The organism is Aquibium oceanicum (assembly GCF_001889605.1).
GTDB classification, from domain to species: Bacteria; Pseudomonadota; Alphaproteobacteria; order Rhizobiales; family Rhizobiaceae; genus Aquibium; species Aquibium oceanicum.
In genome coordinates, this window is sequence record NZ_CP018171.1 from 1,776,432 (window position 1) to 1,790,781 (window position 14,350).

The 14,350-nt window shown below is 62.8% G+C and carries 14 protein-coding genes and 1 tRNA gene; 9 read left to right on the forward strand and 6 right to left on the reverse strand.

Translation table 11 applies throughout. The annotated features are described in order from the left end of the window. The first annotated feature begins 38 nt into the window (after window positions 1-38). Entirely contained in the window at window positions 39-1,502 is a 1,464-nt protein-coding gene (locus tag BSQ44_RS08840; protein ID WP_072603148.1) for a hypothetical protein, read from the forward strand. 1 nt (window position 1,503) lies between these two features. Here the strand turns inward: BSQ44_RS08840 and BSQ44_RS08845 are convergent, their stop codons facing one another. Continuing rightward, window positions 1,504-1,725 carry a hypothetical protein gene (locus BSQ44_RS08845; protein ID WP_072603150.1) on the reverse strand — a complete coding sequence of 74 codons (222 nt, stop codon included), beginning with the start codon at window positions 1,723-1,725 and terminating at the stop codon, window positions 1,504-1,506. A gap of 346 nt (window positions 1,726-2,071) precedes the next feature. Continuing rightward, on the reverse strand, window positions 2,072-2,329 hold the full coding sequence (locus tag BSQ44_RS08850; protein WP_072603152.1) for a hypothetical protein: 258 nt from the start codon (window positions 2,327-2,329) through the stop codon (window positions 2,072-2,074). Between the two features lie 130 nt (window positions 2,330-2,459). Between BSQ44_RS08850 and BSQ44_RS08855 the strand changes: the two genes are divergently transcribed. From BSQ44_RS08855 to BSQ44_RS08875, 5 genes are all read left to right on the forward strand, one after another. Next, window positions 2,460-3,305: an N-acetylmuramoyl-L-alanine amidase gene (locus tag BSQ44_RS08855; protein ID WP_072603154.1), complete on the forward strand. Its 846-nt coding sequence runs from the start codon at window positions 2,460-2,462 to the stop codon at window positions 3,303-3,305. 59 nt (window positions 3,306-3,364) lie between these two features. Beyond that, complete coding sequence (locus tag BSQ44_RS08860; protein WP_072603156.1) at window positions 3,365-3,559, forward strand: hypothetical protein; 195 nt, start codon at window positions 3,365-3,367, stop codon at window positions 3,557-3,559. Window positions 3,560-3,632: 73 nt separating this feature from the next. Then, a complete protein-coding gene (locus tag BSQ44_RS08865; RefSeq protein ID WP_072603158.1) occupies window positions 3,633-4,094 on the forward strand; it encodes a hypothetical protein in 462 nt (153 codons plus the stop codon). Continuing rightward, window positions 4,078-4,365 carry a hypothetical protein gene (locus BSQ44_RS08870; protein WP_072603160.1) on the forward strand — a complete coding sequence of 96 codons (288 nt, stop codon included), beginning with the start codon at window positions 4,078-4,080 and terminating at the stop codon, window positions 4,363-4,365. Before BSQ44_RS08865 ends, BSQ44_RS08870 begins: the two co-directional genes overlap by 17 nt. Next, the gene (locus BSQ44_RS08875) at window positions 4,362-4,571 is read left to right on the forward strand and encodes a hypothetical protein (protein WP_072603162.1); all 210 of its coding nucleotides are present in this window, start codon (window positions 4,362-4,364) and stop codon (window positions 4,569-4,571) included. The genes BSQ44_RS08870 and BSQ44_RS08875 overlap by 4 nt, the downstream gene beginning before the upstream one ends. Window positions 4,572-4,600: 29 nt before the next feature. Here BSQ44_RS08875 and BSQ44_RS08880 read toward each other — a convergent pair whose 3' ends face one another. Together BSQ44_RS08880 and BSQ44_RS08885 are read right to left on the reverse strand one after the other, a co-directional pair. Next, window positions 4,601-6,505 carry an acyltransferase family protein gene (locus tag BSQ44_RS08880; RefSeq protein ID WP_072603164.1) on the reverse strand — a complete coding sequence of 635 codons (1,905 nt, stop codon included), beginning with the start codon at window positions 6,503-6,505 and terminating at the stop codon, window positions 4,601-4,603. 333 nt (window positions 6,506-6,838) lie between these two features. Beyond that, window positions 6,839-8,914: an acyltransferase family protein gene (locus tag BSQ44_RS08885; RefSeq protein ID WP_072603166.1), complete on the reverse strand. Its 2,076-nt coding sequence runs from the start codon at window positions 8,912-8,914 to the stop codon at window positions 6,839-6,841. Between BSQ44_RS08885 and BSQ44_RS26855 the strand changes: the two genes are divergently transcribed. Further along, a complete protein-coding gene (locus tag BSQ44_RS26855; protein ID WP_072603168.1) occupies window positions 8,904-9,212 on the forward strand; it encodes a peptidoglycan recognition protein family protein in 309 nt (102 codons plus the stop codon). The two genes, BSQ44_RS08885 and BSQ44_RS26855, sit on opposite strands and share 11 nt — an antisense overlap. A gap of 582 nt (window positions 9,213-9,794) precedes the next feature. Further along, entirely contained in the window at window positions 9,795-10,034 is a 240-nt protein-coding gene (locus BSQ44_RS08895; protein WP_157894558.1) for a hypothetical protein, read from the forward strand. Window positions 10,035-10,104: 70 nt separating this feature from the next. Here the strand turns inward: BSQ44_RS08895 and BSQ44_RS08900 are convergent. Then, a tRNA-Pro gene (locus BSQ44_RS08900) sits at window positions 10,105-10,181 on the reverse strand. Window positions 10,182-10,431: 250 nt separating this feature from the next. Between BSQ44_RS08900 and BSQ44_RS08905 the strand changes: the two genes are divergently transcribed. Continuing rightward, window positions 10,432-12,684, forward strand: coding sequence for an AGE family epimerase/isomerase (locus BSQ44_RS08905; RefSeq protein ID WP_072603172.1), 2,253 nt, complete (start codon window positions 10,432-10,434; stop codon window positions 12,682-12,684). Between the two features lie 19 nt (window positions 12,685-12,703). Here BSQ44_RS08905 and betB read toward each other — a convergent pair whose 3' ends face one another. Next, a complete protein-coding gene (gene betB / locus BSQ44_RS08910) occupies window positions 12,704-14,167 on the reverse strand; it encodes a betaine-aldehyde dehydrogenase (RefSeq protein ID WP_072603174.1) in 1,464 nt (487 codons plus the stop codon). Window positions 14,168-14,350 lie beyond the last annotated feature (183 nt).

Genomic DNA, 14,350 nt, shown 5'->3' on the forward strand with positions numbered 1-14,350 from the left:
TCTGTGTAAGTTGCCGGACACTATCTCGGGAGCGAAACTTGCGCAACGCCTTCGCCGTGCTGGCCTTCGTCGCGATCTGTATCGTTTCGCTTATCCTAGCGAACAGGGGAGTCACCGAAGACAAGATCGGAACGGACGGCCTGCAAAACTACCGTGCTGCTTACCACTTGATATCAAAAGGTGTTTTCGCGATAGACGCGCAGGGTAGCATTCCGTCCATGACGCGGGAGCCGCTACCCGGTTTCCTTCTAGCTGGGTATTTGCTTCTGGCGTTTGACGATGCCGAGAGCGCGAACCCCGAAAAAGTCAATGGTACGGCGGAAGTTGTAGAGGTCAAGCGGTTCAATCTGATCTGGCCGGTTCTGGCAGCGGGGTTCTGCTTCGTCGGTGGATGGCAATTGACCGGCAGTCGCGCCGCCGCGTTGGCATCCGCTGCGATCGGTGGGGTTGCGTTGGCGTCATGGGACTTCGGTCTCAACTCCATGTACACGGAAGCGATGGCGGGCGTCCTGATGCTGGCGTCTTCGTCCGCGGCTTTCTGGATGGTACGGATCCGCTCGGTTCTCTCGGCCATCGCCTTCGGACTGGCATTCGGCCTCCTGGCGCTCACGAAGGCGATAGCCGCCACTGTTTTCCTAGCCGCTCTGCCTTTGGCTGTTGGGCTTACATGGTGGGCTTCGGGGGACTGGCGGCAGGCGGGAAAGGTTCTTGCAGCTGCGTTCGTCGCATACGCTTTCATAGTCGGCCCCTGGCTGGTCAGGAATGTGGCTCATTTCGGGGAGCCGTCCATTGCCATGCGTGGGAGTCGCGTACTGCTGTATCGCTCGATGCTCAACGAAATGCCTGCGGAGACATATCGCGCGAGCTTCTATGTTTGGGCTCCAAGGGAAATCCGTCCGGCACTGGGGGCACTATTCGGCTTTTCGAATGCCGACATGCAGAAAGGCGGCGCTGGCGCAGCGTTGAACAGAGGCCCTTCTGATTTCATGGCGGAGGATCGGGAGGCAGAGAGACTTGGAAGACCCGATCTTGCCACGAGCTACCTTTGGAAAATGCGAGCTGAACACCGGGTGCTAGTCCAGAAGATTAGGGAGGAAGAAGGCGCTTCTGTCCCCGTCGCCAGGATACTGGCGGAAGATCGGATGAAAAGCCAAGCCGCAGCAATGATCCGCGCGCATCCGGTCAACCACCTCACGGCAATGGTGCCGCTGTTCTGGCGCGGGTTGTGGATCGAGAACGCAATCGTCTGGTGGCTCGGCCCAATCATGGTGCTGGCGCTGCCAGGATTGTTCCTGCTCGGGGCAGTCCGCCGGCGGCCGGACGTTCTAGCGTTTACGCTCGCCCCCATGGGGGTCATGGGGGCGTATCTAGTCGGAACGCACAACCTGCCTCGGTACGTCGAGCCACTTATGCCGGTGATGGTATGCTGCCTTACGGCACTGGTCTATGCGACAGTTGCTCGGGCAGCGCGGCGGCTCGGGGAATCGAGCGGCGAGCGCTAATTTAATCGATCGTCTCTGTCGCCCGGTCGAATGCCTTCACCCTCTCGCGGGCGGCGGCAAAGACTTCAGCTTCCTCGCGGTATCTGTCGCGGAGTGGATATACCTCAGCTTGGAGCAATTCGGCTTTCGCGTCGTCTCCAGCCTCCTTCGCTTCTCTCACCGCCGCGCGGGCCGCATTATACGCTTCGCGAGCGGCCACATACGATTCGGTCACTACCTTCAATTCGGCAACGGCGTCCGCTCGCGTGGGAGGGCTCTCGACACTAGCCACTGGAGCAGGAGTTGCGACTGGTGCCGCGTCAGACGCAGGCTCTTCCGAACAGGCGGCAAGCGCCAGACACGCAAACGCCGCGATCAAAGCAAGTGATTTAGTCAAACCGTCGCTCCTTAAAACGCCATGGGTACGCGGCGGCTATGGCGCAGTATTATGGCGTTGTCTAGGCCACTGCCCGAGAATGCCGAACGCTCATCCGTTGACCGACCCGGCGCGATCTCATCGGCGCGAGTCAGTGCGTTGTTAGAGCGCTTGGCCCCGCCGTAGGATGGCCGGCGGATTGATCGGTCCCAAGCTAACGGCGGACGACATACCTGTCTGGGTCAGCCCACGATCCGGACTGAAGCCGCGCAAGACCGGCGGTTACGGCCTGGTCGGCAACTTCCACCTCGCCGTATGACAGACTGTCGCTAGAACATGACCCACCCAGTCCTTCAAGGAATGTGATGAATTCGCCGGTCGTAACGAATCGCGCGGGCTTCCGCTCCTTTAACAGCCCGAACATGCGATCCAGTAATGGCGCATAGGTGTATCCGGCGATCAGGCTGATCATTGCGTCTTCCATCCCTGTCAGACCCTAGCGCAGTGAAGGCTAGAGGCAGTGCGCGCAAGGGAGCACAGTTTTCCGGTTTCATCAACGCCGAGAGTTGCGCGCGACGCCCGGAAACCAACCGAAAGGAACGATGATGAACGTCATCCCCGACGCATGGCTGCCGGCCGTGCCGATGAAGCGCGTCCACGGCCACTGGACCGCCGGCGGCCACGACGCCAATGAGACCGACCGCAAGGCCTATCACGTTCTCGTTGAGGGCGATGCCAAGATCGTCCGGGGCATTCCCTCGATCGCTGCCAACTCGGGGTCAATCAAGGATGGCTATGCCGCCCATACGCTGAACGCCAACACTGGCGCGATCGGGATTTCCATGTGTGGCATGGCCGGTGCGGCGGAAAGTCCGTTCGATCCCGGCCGCGCGCCGCTGACCCTGCCGCAGTGGACGGCCTTCATCGCAGCCGTAACGCAACTCTGCCGGGTGTACGACATCCCGGTGACGCCGAAGACAGTGCTCTTCCACGCCGAGGTGCAGGCGAACCTCGGCATCAAGCAGCGCAACAAGTGGGACGTGACGCGGCTGGTCTTCGATCCCGCGACGGTGGGCGCTAAGGCGATCGGCGACAAGATGCGCCGCGAGGTCTCGGCGCTGCTCGCCGGCAAGGCGCCGGCGGAGCCGTTCGAGCCGGTTCCCGAAGGCGCGCGCGCCAGGGTGACTGCCGCCAGCCTGAATTTCCGCAGCGCGCCGGATGGCGAGATCACCGGCAGCCTTCCGGAAGGACTGATCGTCGAGGTGATCGTGATCGATGGCGATTGGATCAACGTCGAGACGCCGGCCGGCTATCGCGGGTGGGTGTCGCGCGCGCACGTCGTCATGGTCGACGGCCCGCCGGCGGCCGAACCAACGAAGCCCGATCCGCGCCGCAAGATGATCGACGACATCCGCGCCATGCTGGACGGCCTCGAAGCGGCACTCTGATCCATCCATCCCAGATCCCCCGGACGATCCGGAGGCGAACCCCCACAAGGAGAACTCCCATGATGAAGCAGATCAAGGCCGTCGCCGGCGCCACCATGGCCGGCATCGCCAGTGCCGGCACGGCCGTCGTGGTCGTGCCGCCCGAGGTCGCCATGCCTTGGTACGGCTATGTCGTGGTCGGCGCGATCAACGCGGGCCTGACCTATCTCGCCGTCTACTGGCCGCGCAACGCCCCGGCCAAGAACGCCGAATGACGATCGACCTCGTCCTCTGGGGCGCGCTGGCGGTGGTGCTCGTCGCAGGCGTGTTCGTCCTGCGGAGGGGCCGATGACGGGCGACCACCTGCGGCGCTCCTTCTGCGAGAGCTTTCCCGGCCGCGCCTCCGAATGGGCGCTCGGCCTGATGCTGTTCAACTGGTCGGTCGTTCTGACGGCGAACCGGACGCTCTTCGAGGACCGGCAGGCCTATGGCGCCTTCGCGGCTATCATGGACCAGCAGTGGTGGGCGCTGGCCTGCCTCGTCGTCGGCGGCGCGCGGTTGGTCGTGCTCGCCATCAACGGCGCCTGGCGGCGCTCGCCGCATCTGCGCGCCATCCTCGCCTTCGCGAGCTGCTTCTTCTGGTTCCAGATCGCGGTCGGGCTGGCGCAGGCCGACAGCATCGGCACCGGCATGGCGGTCTATCCCGTGCTCTTCCTTCTCGACGCCTTCAACGCCATCCGCACGCTGGGTGAAGCGGGCCTATCAGACGCACACCACAAGCGGACGGCGCGACATGGACCTGACGCCTGAACTTCTCGGCACCGCGGCCGTCGGGCTCATCGTCATCATCGGCGCAATCGGCAACTACCTTCGCGCCCTGCGGCGTCCGCCGCCGAACCCGGTGGTGTCCGGCGTGGGCGGCGGGCTGGCCGAACACGAGCAGATGGAACGGCTAATCTTCGAGATGAAGCGCATCGCCGACGCGCTCACGGACAAGAACACCTCGTCGATCAACAGCCGGCTCGAGGAGCTGGCCGACGCGATCGACCACTTGAAGGCCGGGCCGCCGCGGCGGCGATGAACGTCATGCGACATGCATCGCTGCCGGCCGTGCCGATAAAACCCATCCACGGCCCTTGGAGGGCAGGCGGCTACGAGGCACAGAACCGACATAACAGGACGCGCGCGCTGATGATAATGGCGGGCGTTTTCACCGAGGACGATGGCGGCATGAGATCAATGATTTCCGCGCATCTCATGGATCGCTACAAGACGCTGGTGTCCTGACGCGATCTCGCCGATTTCGTGCCGCTCGGTCAGTCGCGCGGCCTTCTCGCCACCGCCGCCTCTTTGGGTTCGCTGCGGGTAGAAGGCAGGGGAAGGTCGATCCCTTGCAAGACATAGGTTGCTCCGGCCGCGGTGAAGTGCCCGTAATCCCACTGGATGGGGATGCCATCCGGGGTCAGGACCTGGCATTTCCCTTTCGGGCAGATCGCATCTAGGATCGAAATCAGATGCGCCGAAGTTCCCGCGACCTGTTTAGCGACACCTCTGTCGACCCGCTGCTTCGTAGCGTACCGCCTGGAAGCTCGCATCAGATCTTGACCCGTCATTCTCGACTTCGCCAAAAGCTTCGCGAGGCTATGCCGATACTCGACCGTGGGGCCGAACACGATGACTTCCGGTGTGTATCGGCTCACGGTCTCGATCGTTTTTCTCAGATTCTTGATGCCGCGACGGTCCCACCGGGCGGAAATGATCACTGCATCGAACGCCATGTTCGGCAGGTACGTCTTGAATACGTCATTCATCAGCTCGGTGCAGCGCTTCTTCCCGACCGAGCGGACCACCGGCTGACACGCTGATGCAGCGGCTTGAGCAAAATGTATGCCGGGATACAGTTGACGAAGTGCCGGCATGAAGTGATCGGCGTGGCTGTCGCCGAGAACGAGGACGTTCGGCTTGTCGGCGACTCGGGCTAGGCATCGATCGGGGTCGAAAGTCACCCGCTTACGATCGCTTATACTCGTGACGAAGCACGCTAAGTCCCGTTCCTTGTGCAAACCGTAATTCATGAACGAAGCCATTTCGCGGGCGTCCGCCGGCAATCTCGACGGTAACCCGCCAAAGATTACTAGCGCGTAGCAACCAGTGGCGACCGCGGCCATACTCGCGCCCCCGACGGAAACCGCTACCCAGCGAGGCGGCCTGCGGCGACGAATGGGCTCCTCGACCAGCCACCAAGAAAGCGCGGCCAGCACGAACGATACCGCGATCAACGCGAGACGATCGTACAGGGGCGGAACGTCTCCCATTCCGTACTGGCGATAGAGAACCAGGACAGGCCAGTGCCAAAGGTACAGGGAGAAGCTGATCTTTCCGACGAAGACCATGGGTGGCAGGGAGAGCACCCGCGCGACGACCGTACGTTGCGCGTTCGCCCCGATCAGGAGCGCGGCGCCGACGCAAGGATAGAGTGCGTTAGCCCCCGGGAACGGCGACTTCGCGGTGAGCGCGAAGATGCCATAGGCAACCAGGCCGATACCGATGACGGCAATCGCCTCTGCCGCCGGGCGGTGCCTGATTGCCGGCACGAACACCAGGAGCGCGCCGATCGCCAGCTCCCACGCCCGCGTGTGCAGCATGTAGAAAGCCACCGGCTGGTCGCTTTTCACGATGTAGACCGATGCGACGAAGCTGCCGGCAATGATGGCGATCAGGGCCGCGATTGCGGCGGACCTCGTCGAGAATCGCAGGACGACGAAGAGCAGGATCGGCCAGACGATATAGAACTGCTCCTCGACCGCCAGCGACCACATGTGCAGTAGCGGCATGAGATCCGCGGCGTTGTCGAAATACCCGCCGGTGTTGTGCAGGAAAAAGAAATTGGCAAGGCCGAACGCGGAGTAAGTAGCGCTCTCTCCGAACTGGGAATACTCTTCCGGCAGCAGGACGATGTATCCTGCGATCGCGGCGGCGATGATTGTGGTCAGTGTTGCTGGCAATATCCTGCGGACGCGGCGATCGTAGAAGCCGAGTACAGAGAATCTGCCTTCCTCCATTTCGCGCGCGATGATCGACGTGATCAGAAAACCGGAAATGACGAAGAATACATCGACCCCGGTGAAACCGCCCGAAAAAGGACCGATCGCATAGTGGTAAAGGATAACGGATACGACGGATACCGTCCGCAGCCCGTCGATGTCTGGCCTGTAGTTCATCCGTCGTCCTCGTAAAGCGGTTATCACCCTTAAGCATGTCCACTTGACAATCTCAACTGTCGGCTCGCCGCGCACCGTCCCGGTCTTGTCGGCGCGGGCTCTTCGTCATGCCACTGACGGCGGCCGGATCCGACAGAAATCTTCAACGCCTCCAGAAAGGAACGACGATGAACGTCATCCCCAACGCATGGCCTCCTGCCGTGCCGATGAAGCGCATCCACGGCCACTGGACGGCCGGCGGCCATAAGGCCAACCAGACTGATGCGGCCTGATACAAACGGTTTGCCTCCCTTATGACCGATCCGGTCAAGGTCTACTGCGCTGCCGCCGCAACTAGCGTACGCTGGATAGAGTGGCCGCCATGCTGTCTTTTCGCGCACGTGCGGCGGCGATGAAATCGTCGATCTTGGGATAGAATAGGTTGACGATGGCTCGTGCCGCGTCGTAGTTCAAATGATCGTCGTCGCGATAAATAAATATGTCTTTATATGTTGTGGGGCAGCGGTCTGCAGCTTTTCCGCATAGAATATTAAATGCATCTAGGAAAAACACTGAAGTCTCGCGCTTTTCTGTTCTGCGAAAGATTTCTTGTGAATAGTCCACTCTTTCGTATGCCTGCTTTCGTGTATAGAAAGGCTTGCATGACGATGGGTTCTGCATCATGCACCGCTTCATGCTCTGTCCCAGCGGAGGGATTTGGCCCATGATCAGCAGGGGAAGATTTTCTTTGGAAAGGCTCTTGGTCAAATTGCGCAAGGCGCTTTTGAAAACCTTGCGTGAGTACGCAACCGACAATACGGGATCCTTCTCGGCGCGGAATTTGAGAAAGAAAGTGCGTCCCTCGTTGCCTGGATCGGCACCATCGGAGGCCGGCTCTTCTGTAGATAATTCCCATCGCGCGGCCACAATCACGCCGTCGAACTTGTCGCCTCTGAAAGCCTTCTTGTACTCCTTCAGAAAGTTCGGACACATCTGCTTTCCATCGACAATTCGCGCGAGTTGAGGGAAGGGGAAACAGCGACCGCCGACGCGTACGAGATCTATATTTCGCTCTCGCAGGTATCCGTCTAGCAGCCATTCGTAATGTTGCGCGTGACTGTCGCCGAGGATCGCGATGCGGAGTTCCGGGTTCTTCACCGGCGGACGTTTCTTCGGCCCGGTCGTTTGCATATTGGCCAGATAGCGTTTTGCGCTTTCGGGCGTGCGCCATTCCCAGCCATCCGAGTAAGCGCTCGCCACGGGAACCATGAGCAGAACCAGCACCGCGAAAGTCGCTCCGCTGAACCGCAGATTTCCAACGGATCGACCGCGGCCTTTCCAGAAGGGTATCTCGACCGCATGGTGCATTGCTGCGCCTAACAGCACTGCCAGGGCGATGACGGCGAACCGATCTTGCATATCGAGCGGCCCGAATTTGTAGATCCAGAAAACGACGATCGGCCAGTGCACGAGGTAGAGCACGTACGAGATGTCGCCGAAAAACTTTGCGGGGCGGTTATCCAGCAACACGCGGTTGGTCTTCGCATCCCCGGCAAGAATTACGAGGGCCGCGCCCAAACAGGGGAGCAGAGACGGGATCCCCGGGAAATAGGTCTCCTCGGCAAAGACGATACTGGCGAGGATCATGACCAGGCCAGCTACGGACAGGACGGACTTGAGGCGGTGTGGCTGTGGTATCCACACGAGCGCGGCGCCGATCGAGAACTCGACAATTCGAAAAGGCATCCAGAAGAACGCTGTGACGGGCTCATAGGACCTAATGACTATTTCGGCCGCCACCAGCGACGTGAGCGCCAGTGAGGCAAGTATAACCAACATCAGGCGTTTCGGCAGCAGGAGCAGCAGACCGATCAAGGCCGGCCAGACGAAGTAGAACTGTTCTTCGACCCCGAGCGACCAGAAGTGTAGTAGCGGCTGGGTATGAGCCGCGGGTCCGAAATAGTCCGTCTGCGACCAGAAAAAGATATTCGGGATAAAAAGCGCTGACGCGAGCATCGACGCCGCGAATTGCTGGAGTTCGTCCGGGCTCATCATCGTCGCGGCGAAGGCGAAGGAAATCGCCAGGGTGGCTATGACCGAGGGGAGCAGCCTGCGAACGCGGCCAGCATAGAAGTTGGAAAAGCGAAAGCGACCAGTGGAGCGTTCGTTCACGATCTTGCGGGTTATGAGATATCCGCTGATGACGAAGAATACATCGACACCCGTGAAGCCCCCGTCGAGACCAGGCACTCCGGCATGGAACAGCACGACCGCCAAGACCGCGATCGCTCTCAACCCCACTATTTCGGGACGATGCGCTGACTGCACTGGCGAAACCTCAGATCTCTCAACGAGTGTGTCGCTAGCCCATTCTGCGACGCCTCGCAACCGCTCCCACACAAACGGGAATGAAACGACGATGAACGTCATCCCCGGCGCATGGCTTCCTGCCGTGCCGATGAATCGCATCCACGGCCACTGGACGGCCGGCGGCCATAAGGCCAACGAGACCGACCGCAAGGCCTATCACTTCCTCGTGGAAGGCGACGGAAATATCGTGCGCGGCATCCCCTCAATTTCCGCCAATTCCGGCTCCCTCAAGGACCGCTATTCAGCCCATACGCTGAATGCCAACACCGACTCGATCAACATTTCCATGCGCGTCATGGCGGGCGCGGTGGAAAGCCCGTTCGATCCCAGCTGTGCGCCGCTGACCGTGCCGCAGTAGAACGCCTTCATCGTGGCCAACGCGCAACTCTGCCGTGTCTACGACATCCCGGTGACCCCGAAGACGGACCTCTTCCACGCCGAGGTGCCCCGCTACCTTTGTTGACCGGGTGGCGGGGCCTTTTTCTGTTACTACAGCCAGGGAAGCAGGTAGGCCGAGACGGTTGAGACGAGCCATATGACGAAGATGAGCCCCGCAAAGGCGGCGACGAGGTGGGTTCGGCGGGTCATTCTTCGTCCCCGAGAGGAAGCCACGGAGGTCGGGTGCCAATCTCAGTGGCCGTGGGCGCGTCCGGCTCGATTGTCCATGTGGCAGCACTGCCCAGGCGACAAACCCCGCCGTGAGACCAGGCGATCGATCGGGCCGAAAATGCGACGATGACAACGACAAGCATTAGCTTTATCGTTCCTTCCCAATACAACCCAAGAAAGAAAAGCGCCTCCAGCGGGGTGAGTCAAGAGGGCTATTCCGGGTGGTGTTCCTCCGCTCTTGACGGTCGTACGTCGCCACGGTTTCAGAAGCAGACTGGATAGGAACTTAAGCCTACGCTATCTAGCGGCGATGGGCTGGACGGTACAGAAGATGATCGACGAGGGCTATACGCTCGGGGCGGCGTGCAGCCGGACGCAATGCTTCCACTTCGGCCGTCTTGATCTCGCCATGCTGAAGGCGAGGCTCGGCCCCGGCCACTCGACCATGGCGCCCGACCTAGTTCCGAAGCTGCGCTGCAAGAAATGCGGCGGCAAGGACGTCGGCCTGATCCTCCACCCGCCCGATCGCGGTCGCGAGTTGCGAGCGGGGAGGCCGAACGCGAATGGGTGAATGTGGGATGGTTTCTGTGGGGATATCTGTGGGGTACGCCGCCAAGCAACGCCGCAACCCATTGAATTTCTGGTCGGAGTGGCAGGATTCGAACCTGCGACCCCATCGTCCCGAACGATGTGCGCTACCAGGCTGCGCTACACTCCGTGACCAGTGGGGCGCTCTATAGCGTCCGCCATTCCAGACTGCAAGCGCGACGTCGCCAGATTCGCGTGTGGTTCGATATGCGACGAAAACCGCTATGGGACCCGCATCCAACCGACGGAACGGCTGGTCTGGCCCTGTCGCCCCGAACGCCCCGAGGCTTAATCAGCCGGTAAACCGGCCCTGCTAGGCTCTACGCAGCGAACACGACCAGACGCGACAGGCGCACATCCGGGGGGCGGGCGGAACGGCAATGGCAGACCGCATCATCAGTTTCGTCATGAGCGGCGGCGTGGGCTCGCGCCTGTGGCCGCTGTCGCGCGAGGACAATCCCAAGCAGTTCCACGATTTTTCCGGCGACGGCTCAATGCTCGCCAAGACCTTGCGCCGGCTCAAGGCCGGGGGCTCGGGCGAATGGCCGGTCTACACCATCGCCTCGGAGCGCCATGCCGGCCGCGTCCATGCAGACATCGCCGCAGTCGAACTCTCCGGCGGCCGTCCCGTCTTCGAACCCGTCGGCCGCAACACCGCCGCCGCGGTGGCCTTGGCGACGCTGCTGACGCTTTCGGAGCACGGCGACGAACTCGTGCTGGTCGTTCCCTCCGACCACGAGATCTCCACCGACAAGCAGTTCTGGGAGACGATCGAAAAGGGTGCCGCCGCCGCGCGCGCCGGCAGCCTCGTCGTCTTCGGCATCCGCCCCAGCCAGCCCGAGACCGGCTACGGCTACATCGAGGCCGACGCCGCGCTATCGGGAGGCGTGCGCAAGGTGCGCCGCTTCGTGGAAAAACCCGACATCGAGCGCGCCAGGCAGTATCTGGCGGCCGGCAACTTCTTCTGGAATGCCGGCATCTTCCTGTTCCGCGCGAGCGCCATGCGCGCTGCCTTCCTCGCTCACCAGCCGGAGATCTGGGCCGGAGTGGAAAAGGCCGTCGCGGCGGCCCGCACCGATCTTCTCGGCACCTTCATCCCGCTCGAAGCCTATCAGGACGTCCCGTCGAACTCCGTCGACTACGCCATCATGGAAAACGCCGCCGACATCGCCATGGCCGAGGCGAGCTTCCGTTGGAACGACCTCGGTTCCTGGCAGTCGCTGCTCGACGTCGGTGGCGCCGACGAGGACGGCAACGTCATCATCGGCGACGTGGTCGCCATCGACACCCGCCATTCCTACCTGCGCAGCCAGGGGCGGCTGCTGTCGGTCATCGGCATGAAGGACGTGGCGATCGTCGCCACCGCCGACGCGACCTTCGTCGCGCCCGTCGCCGAGAGCCAGAACGTCAAGAAGATCGTCGAGCAGCTGGAAAAGAACGGCCGGCTGGAGACCCGCTTCACTCCCAGCCACGATCGCGTGCTCGAAAGCGGGGCCCACCGCCGCCGGGTCGGCCACTGGCTCTTCGATGAGACCCTGCCGCTCTGGTCGACCGCCGGCGTCGACCAGGTCAACGGCGGCTTCTTCGAGGCGCTCGGCTTCGACGGCCGCCCGGTCCTGAAGCCCAAGCGCATGCGCACCATGGCGCGCCAGATCTACGCCTTCGCCGTGGCCAAGGAGCGCGGCTGGACGGGGCCGGCCGAGGATATCATCGCGCACGGCATCGACTTCATCGCCCGCAATGGCCGCAGCGAGCGCGGCGGCTGGGTGCGGGTGCTCGGCGTGGACGGCTCGGTCGCGGATCCGGTGGAGGACGCCTACGACCATGCCTGCGTGCTGCTGGCGCTCGCCCACGCCAAGAAATGCGGCAATCCGCGTGCCGGCGATCTCGGCGCCGAGACCTTCGAATTCCTCGACGCGCATCTGGAGGACGAGAGGTTGACCGGCTTCCTGGAAACGGCCTCGGGGGAGGGGCTGCGCCGCTCCAATCCGCACATGCACCTCTTGGAAGCGTTCCTCGCCTGGTACGACGCCACTGGCGAGCGCGTCCACCTGCGCCGCGCCTCGCGCATCATCGATCTCTTCCGCAACCGCTTCTTCGATGCCGACACCTGGACGCTCGGCGAGTATTTCGCCGACGACTGGTCGCCGGCGGCAGGTCCCGAAGGTCAGCGCACGGAGCCGGGGCATCATTTCGAGTGGGCCTCGCTGCTGGTCGATTTCGCCGCCAAGACGGGCCAGGCCGATCTCGTGCAGTTCGCCAGGAAACTCTATGCTTCCGCGGTCGCCAGCGGTCTCAACCGCGCCACCGGGCTCGCCTATGGCGCGGTCTCCCGCCACGGCATCCCGCTCGACCCGGTCTCGCGCTCATGGCCGCAGGCGGAGGTCATCAAGGCGGCCATCGCGCTGGACTCGGCCACCGGGCCGGACCTGAAGCCAGAAATCGAGGCCCGCGTCGGCCGGCTGTTCCGCTGGCACATCGATCCCGCGCCCACCGGCCTGTGGATCGATCGAATCGACGAAAACGGCCGCTCGCTCGCCAACGAGGTCCCCGCCAGCATCTTCTACCATCTCGTCTTCGCGCTGGCGCGCTATCTCGACTGGACGGAGGCGGCGGCCGGCACGAACGCCTGACCGCCCTAAAAGCCCCACGTCAGTAAGGGCTTTCGACGTCCCCCGTCTCCACGTAGACGGTCTTGAGCTGCGAATAATGATGCAGCGCCGCTACGGAGTTCTCCCGTCCCATGCCCGACTGCTTGACGCCGCCGAAGGGAATCTCGGCCGGCGACAAATTGTAATGGTTTATCCAGCAGGTCCCGGCCTGCAGCTCGGCGACCACGCGGTGGGCGCGCGGCAGGTCGCGTGTGAAGATACCGGCCGACAGGCCGAACTCGGTGTCGTTGGCGCGCTCGATCGCCTCTTCCTCGCTGGAAAAGCCGAACACGCTCATCACCGGCCCGAAAATCTCCTCGCGCGCGATGCGCATGTCGTCCTCGACCTGCGAGAAAATCGTTGGCTCGACGAAGAAGCCACCCTCCAGCCCCTGGAGCCGGGGTACGCCGCCGCCGCACAGCAGCGTCGCGCCTTCGGTCTTGCCGATCTCCACGTATCCCAGCACCTTCTCGTGCTGCAGCTTGTTGATCAGCGGCCCCATCTGGGTGTCGGGGTCGAGCGGGTCGCCGATGCGGATGGCCTTGGTGCGTTCCACCAGCCGCTCGAGAAACCGCTCGCGCAACCCATCCTGCACGAAGACGCGCGTGCCGTTCGAACAGACCTGACCGGTCGAATAGAAGTTCGCCAGCATGGCGCCGCCCACGGCGTTCTCCAGATCGGCGTCGTCGAAGACGATCAGTGGCGACTTGCCGCCGAGTTCCATCGTGGCGTGCTTCATGTGCGAGCCGGCGAGCGAAAGTACCTTGCGCCCCGTCGGCACCGATCCGGTGAGCGACACCTTGGCGACCACCGGATGCGAGGCCAGCGCCGCGCCCACCTCGCCATAGCCCTGCACGACGTTGAACAGCCCGTCCGGCAGCCCCGCCTCGGTATAGATTTCGGCCAGCGCCAAGGCCGAGAGCGGCGTGTTTTCCGACGGCTTGAACACCATTGCGTTGCCCATGGCGAGCGCCGGCGCCGATTTCCATCCCGCCCCCTGGATCGGGTAGTTCCAGGCGCCGATGCCCACGCATACGCCGAGTGGCTCGCGCCGCGTATAGGCGAACGGCCCGCCAAGGTCGAAATACTCGCCGTTGACGGCGGCGATCGCGCCGCCGAAGAATTCCAGCGCATCCGCCGCCGAGGCCGGGTCGGCCACCAGCGTCTCCTGGATCGCCTTGCCGGTGTCGAGCGTCTCCAGCCGGGCAAGCACCGCATTGCGCTCGCGCAGGATGTCGGCCGCCCGCCGCAGCACGCGCCCGCGCTCCACCGGCTTCATCCGCGCCCATGCGCCCTGCGCCGCGCGCCCGGCTTCCAGCGCCAGTTCGATCACGTTGGGCGTCGCCGCATGCACCCGCGCGATCGACTCGCCCGTCGCCGGATAGATCACATCCATCGGCTTCCCGCCCACGTCCTCGACGAAGCGGCCGTTGATGTAATGCGAGGCTTTCGGCTGAGCGTCCATGTTCATCTCCTTCGGTGAAGCGAGGGCGGTTTTTTGCGAGGGGCTGCGGCGCCCGTGGTACATCACACGGCGCCGCAGCGGAACCGGGTTGGAATGTTTGGCATGAAGTCGGCGAGGCAACCGTCGAGAGAGCGACGGTATTTGGCCGGAAGGGGACGTCGATCGACCTTCGGGTTACGGCAC

Bases quoted from the DNA above. Each gene is read 5' to 3' on its own strand.
- BSQ44_RS08880 (WP_072603164.1), bottom strand. From the start codon at position 6,505: ATGAACTACAGGCCAGACATCGACGGGCTGCGGACGGTATCCGTCGTA.
- BSQ44_RS08885 (WP_072603166.1), bottom strand. From the start codon at position 8,914: ATGACGTTCATCGTCGTTTCATTCCCGTTTGTGTGGGAGCGGTTGCGA.
- BSQ44_RS08860 (WP_072603156.1), top strand. From the start codon at position 3,365: ATGATGAAGCAGATCAAGGCCGTCGCCGGCGCCACCATGGCCGGCATC.
- BSQ44_RS08865 (WP_072603158.1), top strand. From the start codon at position 3,633: ATGACGGGCGACCACCTGCGGCGCTCCTTCTGCGAGAGCTTTCCCGGC.
- betB (WP_072603174.1), bottom strand. From the start codon at position 14,167: ATGGACGCTCAGCCGAAAGCCTCGCATTACATCAACGGCCGCTTCGTC.
- BSQ44_RS08905 (WP_072603172.1), top strand. From the start codon at position 10,432: ATGGCAGACCGCATCATCAGTTTCGTCATGAGCGGCGGCGTGGGCTCG.
- BSQ44_RS08875 (WP_072603162.1), top strand. From the start codon at position 4,362: ATGAACGTCATGCGACATGCATCGCTGCCGGCCGTGCCGATAAAACCC.
- BSQ44_RS08870 (WP_072603160.1), top strand. From the start codon at position 4,078: ATGGACCTGACGCCTGAACTTCTCGGCACCGCGGCCGTCGGGCTCATC.
- BSQ44_RS08855 (WP_072603154.1), top strand. From the start codon at position 2,460: ATGATGAACGTCATCCCCGACGCATGGCTGCCGGCCGTGCCGATGAAG.
- BSQ44_RS08895 (WP_157894558.1), top strand. From the start codon at position 9,795: ATGATCGACGAGGGCTATACGCTCGGGGCGGCGTGCAGCCGGACGCAA.
- BSQ44_RS26855 (WP_072603168.1), top strand. From the start codon at position 8,904: ATGAACGTCATCCCCGGCGCATGGCTTCCTGCCGTGCCGATGAATCGC.
- BSQ44_RS08850 (WP_072603152.1), bottom strand. From the start codon at position 2,329: ATGATCAGCCTGATCGCCGGATACACCTATGCGCCATTACTGGATCGC.